The sequence below is a fragment of the Arthrobacter crystallopoietes genome (assembly GCF_002849715.1).
In the GTDB taxonomy this organism is placed as follows: Bacteria; Actinomycetota; Actinomycetes; order Actinomycetales; family Micrococcaceae; genus Crystallibacter; species Crystallibacter crystallopoietes.
On the sequence record NZ_CP018863.1, the window covers coordinates 1 to 13,508 of the forward strand.

Consider the following 13,508-nt stretch of genomic DNA (forward strand, 5'->3'; position numbering starts at 1 on the left):
GCCTCCTCCCAGTTCGTCTCAGCGCTGCTGCTGGTCGGCGCCAAATTCCGTAACGGGCTGCACCTCGAACATTCCGGCCAGAGCGTCCCCAGCCTGGACCACGTTGCCATGACCGTGGCGGTACTGCGCAGCGTCGGGGTGGAGGTAGACGATTCCCGGCAGAACCACTGGTGGTCCGGCCCGGACCGGTCAAGGCCTTCGACGTCACCGTCGAACAGGACCTTTCCAATGCCGGCCCCTTCCTCGCGGCAGCCCTGGCCACGAAGGGAACGGTTCGGATCCCAGGCTGGCCGGAGAAAACCACGCAGGTAGGTGACAAATGGCGCAGCATCCTGGCGCAACTCGGCGCCACTGTCAGCTACGAGAACGGCACCCTCACCGTAACCGGCGGGGCAGAGATCACCGGGGCGCAGCTCGCCGACACCAGCGAACTTGCCCCCACCACGGCGGCGCTCTGTGCCCTGGCCGGCAGCGAATCCAGGCTCACCGGAATTGCCCACTTGCGGGGACACGAAACAGACCGGCTGGCGGCTCTGGTCGCGGAAATCAATGCCTTGGGTGGCGACGCCGAAGAAACCGAAGACGGGTTGATCATCCGTCCGAGGCCACTGCATGGCGGGGTCTTCCATTCATATGAGGACCACAGGATGGCCACCGCCGGAGCCATTATCGGGCTGGCAGTCGAGGGCGTGGAAGTCGAAGACATCGGCACCACGGCCAAGACCATGCCCGAGTTCCCGCGGCTATGGCAGGACCTGTTCGAGACTTCCGTCCGCCAGTCCGAGGCGGGAGCGCTCTAAGGTGGTGCGCGGCAACCGTACGTGGGACGAGTCCGATGTCCGCATCCGTCCCAACAAGCGCGGCTCGCGTCCGCGTACCAAGGAACGGCCTGCCCACGAAGACGCCGTCATCGGGCGGATCATCACCGTGGACCGCGGCCGCTACACCGCGGTCGTCGATGAAGACACTGCCCGGGAACGGGTGGTTGTCGCCGCCCGTGCCCGGGAGCTTCGTCGCAGTCCGGTGGTGGCCGGCGACTTCGTAGCGCTCGTCGGTGACATTACCGGTGAGCCGGATACGTTGGCCCGGCTGGTCCGGATTGAGGAACGCCGGACGCTGTTGCGCCGCAGCGCCGACGATACAGATCCCGTGGAGCGGGTAGTCGTCGCCAATGCAGACCAGCTGGTCATCGTCGTGGCCGCCGCAAACCCCGAGCCGCGCACCGGTTTCATCGACCGCGCCTTGGTAGCGGCGTACGACGCCGGTATCAGCCCGCTGCTGTGCGTCACCAAAGCGGACGTCAAGGATCCCGAAGAACTGCTCTCCAACTACCGGCACCTGGACCTGCCCGTGATCGTCAGCCGGACGGCCGGCACGGAGGGCTCCGGGGTGGATGCACGGTCCGCCGACGGGCTGTCTGCCCGTCTCGACCGTGACGCCGTAGCGGCGCTCCGTGGCTATCTGGATGGGATGGTCAGCGTCATGCTCGGCCATTCGGGCGTGGGCAAGTCCACCATGGTCAATGCCCTCACGGGGGCGGAGCGCGCCACGGGGGGAGTCAACGCGGTGACCGGGCGGGGCCGGCATACCTCCTCCTCGGCGCTGGCCCTGAAGCTGGCCGACGCTCCGGCTGGCAGCTGGATCATCGACACGCCCGGCATCCGTTCTTTTGGACTGGCCCACGTGGACCCGGACCGGATCATTTCCGCTTTTCCCGATTTGGAGCCCGGGACGGCGGACTGCGAGCGGGGCTGCAAGCACGACGACCATGCCGTCAACTGCGGCGTGGACGCCTGGGTGGCCTCCGGGCAGGCCGGCGAATCCGGCCCGGCACGGCTGGCCTCGCTGCGCCGTTTGCTGGGAACGGAAGAACGCGCCCAGGCGAAGGAACTCGGGTTCCAGTAGCACCGCCGTCGTCGGTCAGGGACTTCACATCCCGCATCCGGCCGCCAAATAAGGATAAGTTGAAGCCTATGACCCGTGACGTTCAAAGCTATAACGACGATCTGCGCCTGGCCCATGTGATGGCCGATTCCGTGGATTCGCAGACCATGGCCCGCTTCAAGGCGCTGGACCTGAAAATCGAGACCAAGCCGGATCTCACCCCTGTCACGGATGCGGACCGCGCCGCTGAAGAGGCCATCCGCGGCCAACTCTCCCGGGCCCGGCCGCGCGACGCGGTCCTCGGCGAGGAATACGGCAGCAGCGGCCACGGCTCCCGCCGCTGGATCATCGATCCCATCGACGGCACGAAGAACTTCGTCCGCGGGGTGCCGGTCTGGGCCACCTTGATCGCGCTGGTAGACGAAGACCGTCCCGTGGTCGGCCTGGTCAGCGCGCCGGCTCTGGGCAAGCGCTGGTGGGCCGCGACCGGAACCGGTGCCTACATGGGACGTTCGCTGTCCGCGGCCACCCGGCTCCGGGTATCCGATGTCAACCGGCTCGAGGACGCGTCCCTCTCCTATTCCAGCCTCACCGGCTGGCAGGAACGCGGCAACTTCCCGGAGTTCCTCGGCCTCACCGAATCCGTCTGGCGCACCCGTGCCTACGGGGACTTCTGGTCCTACTGCATGGTGGCCGAGGGCGCCGTCGACATTGCCTGCGAACCCGAACTCAACCTCTATGACATGGCGGCCCTCGTGCCGATCGTGACCGAGGCCGGCGGACGGTTCAGTTCGCTCGAGGGCGAGGACGGACCCTTCGGCGGCAACGCGTTGGCCACGAACGGCACGCTGCACGACGAGGTCCTCTACCGGCTCAATCCGCAGTTGCGCGGCCAGCGTCCGGCCGCACACCCGGAGGACGGGTCCCTGCCGGAAACCGCTCCGGAGGCCTCCATGGAGGCGGACGGCCTGCGCTGACGCTGTCTTTTGTGACGAATTACGACGGCGGCCGTCCCCATTCCGGGGATGGCCGCCTTTTCGTTCCCGTAACAAAGATGCGGCCCCTCCGGCCGGACAATAATCTCGATGGCAGGTCACGAGTGCCAGCGCTAAACCCCGGTTAGCTGGCCGGCAACCCTCCTCACGCGGCGGGGTGCCCCGGGTGACGACCTGGCCGTTCCTGACTGGTTCGGCAAGCGCGGATCCGCTCTGCCATTGGCACGGGTCCCTCACCAGATGAGGTCATATGAGCACCACCGTTATCGACTCCGCCCTGTCCCCCGAACTGCTGGCTGCGGAACAACCGTTCCAGGAAGTTACCGGGGCAGAACTCGCCGCTCCCCTGCTGGACGGCGGCGCCATACGCTATGCCAATCTGGACTACGCCGCGTCGGCACCCGCGCTGGCTTCCGTCACCGCCTATCTGGAGCAGCTGCTCCCCTACTACGCGAGCGTCCACCGCGGTGCCGGCTACGCATCCCAGGTCTCCACCTCCGTCTACGAGCATTCACGCAACGTCCTGCGTTCTTTTGTCGGCGGGCGGACCGATGACCTTGTCATCTTCACCCGCAACACCACCGACTCCCTGAACCTGCTGGCCGGCTGCATTCCGGCCGGCGGCGAAGTGCTGTACCTGGACATCGAACACCACGCCAACCTGCTGCCCTGGCAGGCGGTACCGCACCGCAGCGTGGTGGCCCGGCCAAGTATTGCCGCCACCCTCGAAGCCATCGAGGCCGAGTTGGCCGGTGGCCAGGTGGCTCTCGTTGCCATCACCGGCGCGTCGAACGTTACCGGCGAGATATTCCCGATCGCCGAAACCGCGCGGCTTGCCCACCGGTATGGGGCCCGGGTAGTGGTGGATGCGGCCCAGCTCGCCCCGCACCGGCGCCTCGACATTGCCCGGGACAACATTGACTACGTAGTCCTCTCCGGGCACAAGCTCTATGCCCCGTTCGGCGCGGGAGCGATCATCGGGCGGGCCGACTGGCTCGATTCCGGCACACCGCATCTGGCTGGCGGCGGCGCGGTGAAACAGGTCCGGCTGGACGGCGTGGTCTGGACTACGGGGCCGGCCCGGCATGAGGCTGGCTCGCCCAATGTGCTCGGTGCGGCCACCCTGGCCCGGGCCGCCGAGCACATCGCGCAACTGGATGAGGAAGCGTGGCAGCAGCATGAGTCCGTGCTGCGTGGGTATCTCATCGAGCGGCTGGAGGCGGTGGACTCGGTCACCGTGCACCGGATTTTCAGCGGCGAGGCCACCCCGCTGGATGCCATCGGCGTCGTTAATTTCTCGGTGGCTGGATACGACGCGGGCCTCGTCGCCGCGTATCTCTCGGCAGAACACGGCGTCGGCGTGCGGGACGGCAAGTTCTGCGCCCATCCCTTGCTCAACCGCCTCGGGCTGCCGTCCGGTGCGCTGCGTGCCAGCTTCGGGCTGGGGTCCCGCTTGGAAGACGCGGCCCGGCTCGCGGACGGAGTGGCAGCGCTGGTCCGCGACGGCCTGCGCCACGACTATGTCGTCGAGAGCGGACGCTGGGTGCCAGCGGTGGAAACACGGGCCTTCCCCGAGTGGCACCCGGCGACGCCGGGAACCGCCGGGGCGGCGCCGTGCTCCTTGGGCTAGGAACGTATCCCTGCACGCCGGATGGAGCATGATCTAATTGACCCGTCGTTTGCGAAGCCGCCTGTGCAGTGGGCACGGGCGGCTGGCGGCGTCAATGACAGGTCAAGGAGAGGCCCCAGCCAGAGGGCAGAGGGTGCACGAGGAGTGTGGCAGTGGTTCGCGGCGGACCCCGGATGGACGACGAACGGCGCCGGGAGTTCGGCAGCAGCTTCCAGCAGGGTGGCGCGCATTATGACCGGGTCCGTCCCGGCTACCCCGATGACGCCGTCGATTGGCTGGTGCCGCCGTCGGCACGGGACGCCGCGGGATGTAGGCGCCGGTACCGGAAAATATACGGCGGCGCTGCTGGCCCGCGGGCTGCGGGTGACCGCCGTGGATCCGTCGGCCGACATGCTGGAGCAACTGGCAATCAACTACCCCGCAGCCCGGATCGTACTGGGGACGGCCGAACATACCGGCATCGACAATGACGCCGTCGATCTGGTGACCGTGGCACAGGCCTGGCACTGGGTGGATCAGGCGGCGGCGAGCGCGGAGGCTGCCCGGATCCTGAGGCCCGGAGGAACGCTGGGCTTGATCTGGAACCAGCTCGATGTCTCCATTCCCTGGGTCCACCGGCTCTCGAGGATCATGCATGCCGGTGACGTTTACAGGCCGGACTTCCGCCCCTTCATCGGTCCTGAATTTATCCGGCATGAGGGCCACGAAACCCATTGGGCCGATCCACTGACGCCCGCCGACTTGCTGGAACTGGTCAAGTCGCGCAGCTACTACCTGCGGGCGAGCGAACAGACGCGCACAAAAGTCCTGGCCAATCTGGACTGGTACCTGCATGAACATCTGGGCCATGACCGGGAAGAGGTCATCCAGCTCCCCTACCTGACCCTGACTTGGCGCGCGATGAAGGCGCACCGCTAAGTTCGAGGTCTTCTGCAGAAATTTTTTGCCGCGCCCTATTATTCCGGCGCCCCTTTGAGATAAATTTAGGCATGCCGGAAAAAACTGGGGTCCATGCTGGCCGTCATCTTAATGAGCATGCTGACGGCCTGCGGTCCTGTGGGCAACGGTTCGGCTGCCGCCCCGAAGCCGTCCGACGAGCGCCCCATGGTGCTGACCACGTTCACGGTGCTTGCAGATCTGGTGCGTCAAGTGGCCGGTGAGCATGTGCGGGTGGAATCAATCACCAAGGTGGGCGCGGAGATCCACGGCTACCAGCCCACTCCTTCGGATCTGGTCGGCGCCCAGGATGCGGACCTGATTCTCGACAACGGGCTGGGCCTGGAGCGTTGGTTCGCCCGGTTTGTGACGGCGGTACCGGCCCCGCATGCAGTCCTGTCGGAAGGAATCGACCCCGTGGATATCCGCTCCGGGAACTACGAGGGCAAGCCCAATCCGCATGCCTGGATGTCGCCGGAGGCCGCCAAGGTCTATGTCGACAACACCGTCGTCGCCCCTGAGCGAGCTGGATCCGGCGCATGCCGCGGACTTCCATGCCAACGGCGAACACTACAAGGACCAACTGGACGGTGTCATGCAGGAACTGAAGGACGCCTTCCAGGACAGCGACGCCGTTGCCGCCCTGGTGACCTGCGAGGGCGCTTTCTCCTATCTAGCGAGGGACGCCGGTCTGAAGGAAGCTTTCCTGTGGCCGGTGAACTCCGACGCCGAAGGTACCCCCCGGCAGATCAAAGACACCATCGCCTTTGTGCAGCAGAACCAGGTTCCGGCTGTGTTCTGCGAATCCACGGTAAATCCCGGCGCGATGGAACAGGTTGCCGCCGCGACCGGCGCCGAACTCGTCACCCCGCTCTACGTCGATTCGCTGTCCGGTCCCGACGGCCCGGTACCGAGCCATCTGGACCTTATCCGGCACGACATCGCCCTGATCAAAGAAGGACTCGCCTCATGAGTGTGCATGAACTTCCCACCGGCGCTGAGGCCATAACCGTGAGGTCGCTGCACGTGGCGTACAACGAGGTCATAGCCCTCGACGGGCGTCACGCTGACCGTCCGGCCGCAGACTATTTGCGGGCTGATCGGCGTCAATGGGTCCGGCAAGTCCACGCTGTTCAAGTCCCTCATGGGCCTGGTCCAGCCGACCAACGGCAACGTACGGCTTTTCGGCGTCGAGCCCAAGGACGCACGGAAGCTCAACGTCGTCTCCTACGTTCCGCAGTCCGAGGATGTGGACTGGACGTTTCCCGTGTCCGTCCGCGACGTCGTCATGATGGGCCGCTATGGCCGGCTGGGACCGGCCCGCCGCGCGCACCGTGCCGATCGGGAGGCCGTGGCGGCAGCACTGGAACGCGTGGGACTGTCGGAGCTCCAGCACCGGCAGATCGGCGAGCTCTCGGGTGGTCAGCGGAAGCGGGCCTTCGTGGCGCGGGGAATCGCCCAAGATGCCGGGCTGCTGTTGCTCGATGAGCCGTTCGCCGGAGTGGACAAGGGCTCCGAGGGGGCCCTGATCAGCCTGTTCAAGGAACTGCGGAACGAAGGCCGGACCGTGCTGGTCTCGACCCATGACCTGGCCGGCATCCCCCAGCTCTGCGACGAAGCCATCCTGCTCCACCAGCGGGTGCTTGCGCATGGCAAACCCGAAGCGGTCCTGACCAACGAGAACCTCGCACGGGCCTTCGGTACAGCCCTGGCCACCGCCCAGGAAGGAGCGCATCATGGACGTCATTAATTGGGTGCTGGAGCCGCTGCAGTACGGCTTCTTGACCCGCGCGCTGCTGGTGACGCTGGCGGCGGCCGTGGTCTCAGCCGTACTGTCCTGCTGGCTGATCCTGATGGGCTGGTCCCTCATGGGCGACGCGGTATCCCATGCAGTGCTGCCCGGCGTGGCGCTGGCGTACATTGTCGGCCTGCCGTTCTCGCTGGGCGCCTTCATCTTCGGTGCCGGTGCCGTAGCGCTGATCGGCGCCGTCCGGTCCACCACGAAACTCAAAGCTGACACGGCCATCGGCGTCGTTTTTACCGGCCTTTTTGCCCTCGGCCTGGCCATCATTTCCAAGACTCCGAGCCAAACGGATCTGCAACACATCCTGTTCGGCAACGTCCTCGGGGTAAATACCGCGGAACTGCTCCAGGTACTTGTGCTGGGCGCGATCACACTGGCCGTGCTGCTCTACAAGCGGCGTGACCTGACGCTGCTGGCGTTCGACCGGATCCATGCCCACGCCATCGGGCTGAACACGCGCTGGCTTTCCGCCCTGATGCTGGGGCTGCTGGCCCTGACCGTTGTGGTGGGCCTGCAAGCGGTAGGCATTATCCTGATGGTGGCCATGCTGATCACGCCCGGCGCCACGGCATTCCTGTTGACCCGCCGCTTCGACACCATGCTGCTGATCGCGGCGTCGATAACGGCATCGGCCGCGCTTGCCGGCATCTACGCCAGCTACTACTTGGACATTTCCACCGGCGCCTCGGTGGTCCTGGCCCAGTCCGTGGTCTTCGTCGCCGTCTACCTGTTCTCCCGGCGCAACGGGGTAGTCTGGCAATGGCAGCGGCGGCGCAGCGCCAGGCGCCGGGTCTCCGAACAGCCGAGCATCCCCACGTCCGTCTAGAGAACAAGATGCCTCCGAACAAGCACAGTCCCGCCCTTAGCAGCGGCTCCGCCAGTGTCCAGGACTACGTCAAGGTGATCTACTCCTTCACCGAGTGGCAGGATGAGCCGATCAGCTCGTCCCAGCTGGCCAACAGGCTGGGCGTCGCCAACTCCTCCGTGTCTGAAATGGTGCGCAAGCTCGTCGAGCTTGGGCTCGCCATCCACGAACCGTACAGCGCCGTGGAGCTGAGTGACGAGGGCCGCCGGCTTGCTCTGGCCATGGTTCGCCGGCACCGGCTGCTGGAGACCTTCCTGGTCCAGGAACTCGACTATGCCTGGGACGAGGTCCACGACGAGGCCGAACTGCTCGAACACACCGTTTCGGACACTTTCATCGAACGGCTGTCCGCCAAGCTCGGCTATCCCGACCGGGACCCGCACGGCGATCCGATTCCGGATGCACACGGCGCCGTAAACATTCCGCAGGCACATCAACTCGCCAGCCTGGATGCGGGCCATACGGGCCGGATCACGCGCATCAGCGACGCGAATCCCGAACTCCTGAGGTTCCTCAGCGCCGAGGACATCGGCTTGGATGACCACGTGGAGGTCATCGGCCACAAGCCTTTCGGCGGCCCCCTGGTAGTCCGCGTCGGTACCGCTGGGCGAAACCGGGAGCTGGATCTGGGTATTGAGGCGGCCTCGGCGCTGTGGGTCTTCAGTGACAAACCCCACGCTGGCTGCGCCCTCACCACATGAGAACGACGCCGGCTGCGCACCTTGGGCGGCCGGAAAAACCTCCGCTGCCGCCCGCCACCGTCTGGACAGCTGTGGCCGTCGGCGGGCTGCTCGGCACCGAGGCGCGTTACGGCCTGGGGCTGCTCATTCCCGAAGCCACCGGCGTTCTTCCGTTGACCACGCTGGGGATCAATGTCGTAGGTAGCCTCCTGCTGGGGATAGTCACCGCCTTCTGGACGGAACGACCGGAGGCTCCGGCGTGGCTCCACGCCGGCCTTGGCCCCGGCCTCTTAGGTTCCTTCACGACGTTTTCGGCCGTCACCATCGCCATCGAGCAGCTTGCCGCTGCCGGCCGCCATGAGGTTTGGCTCGCGTATCTGGTATTGTCCCTCGCCGCCGGGCTGGCCGCGGCCGTGGCCGGCTTGGTGCTCGGCCAAGTGCTCGTGAGGCGCACGGTCGGCTCAACGGCCGGACAGTCGTGACCGCTCTGGCCGCGTTGCTGGTGGGTGTCTTCGGCATGGTAGGGGCGCTGGTGAGGTTCGCCGCGGATACCATGTTCAGCCGGGCCGGTGCCTCCAGGACCGCGCGCGCGGCCTGGCCCTGGTCAACCTTGCTGGTCAACGTAGCCGGCTCGTTCATCATCGGGCTGGGCTATTCATTGACCGTGCAGAGTTCGCTGACGGAGCCATGGAGTACGGCGCTGGCGACGGGACTGGCTGGCGGCCTGACGACGTTCAGCTCCTGGACGGTTGCCACCGTCCGACTGTGGGCAGAACGGCGGCTTGTTGCCGCCGTCGTCAATCTTGCGGCCAATCTTGCGCTCGGCCTGGGAGCGGCAGCGCTGGGTCTGCTGCTGCTCGGATGAGAGCGCTGTCATCAGCACACTGATAATTTGGGTAAGCTCAAGTTTGTCCGCTTCAGGCTAGGGAAGGGCGCTTAATGGCATCGCTGGGAATTGAGGAAGAGTACCTGCTGCTCAATCCGGCCACGGGATTGCCCGAGGCGGTCGCAGACAAGGTGGCCCAGAACCTGGAGTCCCTGCAGGTGGCCCGCGGGGATATCCAGCGGGAGCTGCTCAATTGCCAGATCGAAACCGCCACGGCCGTTTGCTCCACACTGACCGAGGCCGAGGAATCGTTGCTGAATTTCCGCCGCCAGCTGGACACCGCTGCACGGAAGGCGGGCGTCCGCGCGGCCGCGACCGGCACGGCAGCACGGATCCACGAAGACTACCCGGAGGTGACGGACAAGCAGCGTTACCACGACTTAAAAGCCAGCGCCAAAGGGATTGTCGCCGACCAGTTCGTCAACGGCCAGCACGTACATGTTTCAGTCCCCGACAAGGAGTCGGGCGTGCAGGCCTTGAACCGGATCCGGCCCTGGTTGCCGGTCATCGTGGCGCTGAGCTCGAATTCGCCATTCTGGTTGGACCGCGACAGCGGGTTTGCCAGCTGGCGGATTGTGCACTACCGCCGTTGGCCAGTCCAAGGCTGTCCCCCGCTGTTCGCTGATGCTGCCGACTACGAGCGGCGGATCCAGCGGCTGGTGGACACCGGCGTTGTCATCGACCGGGGCGTCCTCACCTGGCTGGCGCGCCTGTCCGACCGCTACCCCACATTGGAAGTGCGCGCGGCCGATGTGCAGCTGGAAGCCCAGGACGCAGTCCTCATCGCCGCGCTGATCCGCGGACTGGTCGTCACAGCCCTCGCCGAAGCGGAGGCCGGCAAAGAGTTTCCCGACCTCGACGCCGAACTCCTCGATGCGGCAGTCTGGCAAGCCGGACGGCAAGGGCTGGCCGATAAGCTGATCGACCCGTTCTCCGGACTCCTCCTGCCCGCCCGCGATGTGGTCAACTTGCTGGTTCGCCGCATCCGGCCAGCCCTTGAGGAAGCCGGCGACGCTGAGTGGGTAGACGCTTCCCTGGAACGCTTATGGACCGACGGCATCGGAGCGGAACGGCAACGGCGCGTCATGGCAGCTGGCGGAATGCCGGCGCTAATGGATCTCTACGCTGGCTCGCTGACCGCCGAGCCCTGAGCGTCACGGGCTATCCGCGGCCTCCGCTCCGCCCCAGTTGCTGCTCGCCATCCGACCCTTCCAGGAGCGAACTGATCAAGTCCGAAATGATTGGCGAGGGGGCAACACCGAATTCCTGGCGCAGCCTGATCCGGAAGGACTGGTAAGCCCGCAGCGCTTCCGCATTGTTTCCCTCCGCCAGGTAGCACTGGAGCAGTAACCGTTGTGCACTCTCGCGTAGAGGCTCTATGGTCGTCGCAGCGCGCGCAGCTTCCATCGCCGGATCGATCCTTCCCAGCAGCAGAAACTGCTTGGCCAGCCGCTCAAGCACCGACAGGCGCAGGCGCTGCCACCTCTCCTGTTCGGAGATAACCCAGTCTTCGTACCAGCCCGGCAACAATTCGGCGTCCTGCACCGCCTCCAGCAGGCTCTGCTGGAGGCCGGGATTGGCATGTTCCTCCAGCCGGGCTGCCTGCACCTTGATCTCGCGGACATCAACGCTGACGTGCTCGTCCAAGTCCACCGGATCCTGCGTCGATGACAGGAGCTGAGGCAACGTCCGATTAACCAGGAAGACACTCTCCCGAAGACTGCCCGCCGCCTGATGCTCCGAGCTGTCCGGCCACAGCAATCCGGCCAAAAAAGTTCGGGACTGCCTGCCATACAGAGCCAAGGCCGCAATAAGGCGTTGCTGGCGCAAAGCAACTTTCACAGGGTTACCCCCGCGATGCAGTTGCCAGCCCCCCACAAGTTGTAAATCCCAAGGTCGATCGGTAGCCATAGCCGCAGTGATCCCCACAGTAACTCCCCACAGAGCCAGCCGGACTCTCCGGCCCCGGCTCCCCTCGCGGGCCCCACCGCTTGGAATCTTCAGGATCGCTAATGCGCGCGGCAGTGTCAATGAATCGAGCAAACGGTCTCAGGAAAGCTCAAGGTCCAGGAGAAAGCTAAGACCCAGGGGATGGTCGTGGCTGCTGGCGCATCGGGCCCTACTGGGACGCCAGCAGAATTCTTCCAGTTTGTTCCGACTCCGCGCTGGTCGCGATGTTGGCCTATTGTTGATGACGATGATTACCAGACGAGATGCAGCCCTAGCCCTTGACATTCCGCTCGAGATGGCCCGACGGCACGGCATACCTTCGCGGCTCTGCGAGGAGGACCTCGCCGAGATTGTAGCTAATCCGCCGCAGTGGCTCCTGCAGTCCCGAGCCAACCGCACAGGCAAGAGGCCGGTCTGGGTTGAATTGCGGTGTTATGTCTGCGGCTTTTCCGAGACAGCCCGGCCAAAGAAGTGGTGGCCTCAGTTCACTTATGTCATCTGCGAATTCCACGATCCACAAGAGCTGCCCGAACCCGGGGTCGGCATGCGCCGGAGCGAATTCGATGGTGTGGGCAGCCGCTTCATCGGCATAGTCGAGGATCCTGTAGAAGGTTCCTGACGCTGTCCCGCAGCCGTCAGCATGCTTAAGCGACAAACAGGCCGGAAGCGTTATGCCTCCGGCCTGTTTGCGTTGGTGGAGATGGGGGGAATTGAACCCCCGTCCGATGTTGCGTTGCCAGGACTTCTCCGGGCGCAGTTTGCTTCGGGATTTCTCGGCCCCAGCCATCATGCAAACAAGTGGCTGACCCGGGCCCAGCCGTCTAAAAGTCCCGGACACCCCAACGGCGAAAGTGTCCAGCAGTGGCCCTCTAAATGACGCCAGAAACCGGGGCGAGAGCGTACCCGGACTGACGGACTATGCCCGCTGCTTAGGCAGCGAGAGCGAAGTCGTGCTGTTTGGATTCAGCAGTTATTTTTTGCAGAGAGCGTTAACGAGATAGCCCTGCATCCTCGGCCCGCTTCCCCTGGCGCGACTAACATCGTCGAAACCTGTCATCCCCATATTGAGTTACCAAACCGGTGGTTCACACCGGACTATCTATTGTAACCACAACTTCTGCGAATGTATTCCCAGAGTCCCCTGATGTTTTATAGCCCTCGGGCACGGGCAGATTTACGCTCTATTTAGGCTGGCCGGCGAAACTGCGGACACCGCGCCGAGGCCGGGAGCTTCTCATGCTGGCCAAAGGCTGGTCGGCCAGGCTCGGCGGGGAAGGTAGCGCTGTGTAGCTCCAAGGCTGGCTATGCGGCGTTCCAGCGACGTCTGGGGCGAGTTGCTGAAGCGTCAGTCACCGAGATTCCCGATGAGCACTGATCAGGCAGAGCCGCGGTTGCGCTCACGCATGGCACGTAGCGCTTCACGCTTGTCCTGCTGTTCACGCAACGTCTGACGCTTGTCGTAGTCCTTCTTGCCGCGGGCAATTGCGATTTCGACCTTCGCCCGGCCGTCGTTGAAGTAAAGCTGAAGCGGAACAATCGTGAAGCCGGATTCGCGGATCTTGTGTGAGATCTTGTTCAGCTCTTCGCGGTGCAGCAAGAGTTTCCGGCGCCGCCGGGCGGAGTGATTTGTCCAACTGCCGTTGAGATACTCCGGGATATAGACGGCTTCCAGATACAGCTCATCGTTGTAGAAAACGCAGAAACCGTCCACTAGGGACGCCCTGCCCTCGCGCAGCGATTTGACCTCGGTTCCCATGAGCGCCATGCCAGCCTCAAAGGTATCCATAATGTGGTAGTCATGCCGGGCCTTGCGATTGGTGGCCACTACCTTCCGGCCACTTTCCCTGGGCACGGGGCGACTCCTTCTGGTTCAAATCC

Annotated in this window: 12 protein-coding genes, 1 other RNA gene, 4 pseudogenes and 1 riboswitch; of the genes and pseudogenes, 14 read left to right on the plus strand and 3 right to left on the minus strand. The window is 64.9% G+C overall.

Annotated features, from left to right (window positions below; genetic code table 11):
• The 13 genes and pseudogenes from AC20117_RS00005 to AC20117_RS00060 form a co-directional block, all read left to right on the plus strand.
• Positions 1 to 800 (plus strand): annotated as a pseudogene (locus AC20117_RS00005) (3-phosphoshikimate 1-carboxyvinyltransferase); the annotation flags it as partial.
• Between the two features lies 1 nt (position 801).
• Complete coding sequence (gene rsgA / locus AC20117_RS00010; protein ID WP_074701634.1) at positions 802 to 1,905, plus strand: ribosome small subunit-dependent GTPase A; 1,104 nt, start codon at positions 802 to 804, stop codon at positions 1,903 to 1,905.
• Between the two features lie 68 nt (positions 1,906 to 1,973).
• Positions 1,974 to 2,861, plus strand: a complete 888-nt coding sequence (gene hisN / locus AC20117_RS00015; RefSeq protein WP_074701632.1) for a histidinol-phosphatase — start codon at positions 1,974 to 1,976, stop codon at positions 2,859 to 2,861.
• Positions 2,862 to 2,975: 114 nt separating this feature from the next.
• A riboswitch (SAM riboswitch) is annotated at positions 2,976 to 3,088 on the plus strand.
• 41 nt (positions 3,089 to 3,129) lie between these two features.
• Complete coding sequence (locus AC20117_RS00020; protein WP_101632489.1) at positions 3,130 to 4,509, plus strand: aminotransferase class V-fold PLP-dependent enzyme; 1,380 nt, start codon at positions 3,130 to 3,132, stop codon at positions 4,507 to 4,509.
• 152 nt (positions 4,510 to 4,661) lie between these two features.
• Positions 4,662 to 5,427, plus strand: a pseudogene (locus AC20117_RS00025) (class I SAM-dependent methyltransferase).
• A gap of 186 nt (positions 5,428 to 5,613) precedes the next feature.
• A pseudogene (locus AC20117_RS24180) lies at positions 5,614 to 5,889 on the plus strand (metal ABC transporter solute-binding protein, Zn/Mn family); the annotation flags it as partial.
• A 49-nt stretch (positions 5,890 to 5,938) separates the two neighbouring features.
• Positions 5,939 to 6,418, plus strand: a complete 480-nt coding sequence (locus tag AC20117_RS24185; RefSeq protein ID WP_335644713.1) for a metal ABC transporter solute-binding protein, Zn/Mn family — start codon at positions 5,939 to 5,941, stop codon at positions 6,416 to 6,418.
• Positions 6,415 to 7,195: pseudogene (locus tag AC20117_RS00035) on the plus strand (metal ABC transporter ATP-binding protein). Before AC20117_RS24185 ends, AC20117_RS00035 begins: the two are co-directional and overlap by 4 nt.
• Positions 7,182 to 8,075: a metal ABC transporter permease gene (locus AC20117_RS00040; protein WP_170837960.1), complete on the plus strand. Its 894-nt coding sequence runs from the start codon at positions 7,182 to 7,184 to the stop codon at positions 8,073 to 8,075. Before AC20117_RS00035 ends, AC20117_RS00040 begins: the two are co-directional and overlap by 14 nt.
• An 8-nt stretch (positions 8,076 to 8,083) precedes the next feature.
• Positions 8,084 to 8,815: a metal-dependent transcriptional regulator gene (locus tag AC20117_RS00045; RefSeq protein WP_074701623.1), complete on the plus strand. Its 732-nt coding sequence runs from the start codon at positions 8,084 to 8,086 to the stop codon at positions 8,813 to 8,815.
• On the plus strand, positions 8,812 to 9,276 hold the full coding sequence (locus AC20117_RS00050; protein ID WP_083339809.1) for a fluoride efflux transporter FluC: 465 nt from the start codon (positions 8,812 to 8,814) through the stop codon (positions 9,274 to 9,276). The genes AC20117_RS00045 and AC20117_RS00050 overlap by 4 nt, the downstream gene beginning before the upstream one ends.
• Positions 9,273 to 9,659: a fluoride efflux transporter FluC gene (locus tag AC20117_RS00055; protein WP_335644701.1), complete on the plus strand. Its 387-nt coding sequence runs from the start codon at positions 9,273 to 9,275 to the stop codon at positions 9,657 to 9,659. The genes AC20117_RS00050 and AC20117_RS00055 overlap by 4 nt, the downstream gene beginning before the upstream one ends.
• Before the next feature lie 74 nt (positions 9,660 to 9,733).
• Positions 9,734 to 10,831, plus strand: coding sequence for a carboxylate-amine ligase (locus AC20117_RS00060; protein WP_074701622.1), 1,098 nt, complete (start codon positions 9,734 to 9,736; stop codon positions 10,829 to 10,831).
• A 10-nt stretch (positions 10,832 to 10,841) separates the two neighbouring features.
• Here the strand turns inward: AC20117_RS00060 and AC20117_RS00065 are convergent, their stop codons facing one another.
• On the minus strand, positions 10,842 to 11,591 hold the full coding sequence (locus AC20117_RS00065) for an AfsR/SARP family transcriptional regulator (RefSeq protein WP_158300417.1): 750 nt from the start codon (positions 11,589 to 11,591) through the stop codon (positions 10,842 to 10,844).
• A 286-nt stretch (positions 11,592 to 11,877) separates the two neighbouring features.
• Between AC20117_RS00065 and AC20117_RS00070 the strand changes: the two genes are divergently transcribed.
• Positions 11,878 to 12,249 carry a hypothetical protein gene (locus AC20117_RS00070; RefSeq protein WP_074703327.1) on the plus strand — a complete coding sequence of 124 codons (372 nt, stop codon included), beginning with the start codon at positions 11,878 to 11,880 and terminating at the stop codon, positions 12,247 to 12,249.
• Positions 12,250 to 12,322: 73 nt separating this feature from the next.
• Here AC20117_RS00070 and ssrA read toward each other — a convergent pair.
• Positions 12,323 to 12,691: a transfer-messenger RNA gene (gene ssrA, locus AC20117_RS00075) on the minus strand.
• 314 nt (positions 12,692 to 13,005) lie between these two features.
• Positions 13,006 to 13,482 (minus strand): SsrA-binding protein SmpB, encoded by a 477-nt coding sequence (smpB, locus tag AC20117_RS00080; RefSeq protein WP_074701619.1) that lies wholly within the window; start codon positions 13,480 to 13,482, stop codon positions 13,006 to 13,008.
• Between the last annotated feature and the right edge of the window lie 26 nt (positions 13,483 to 13,508).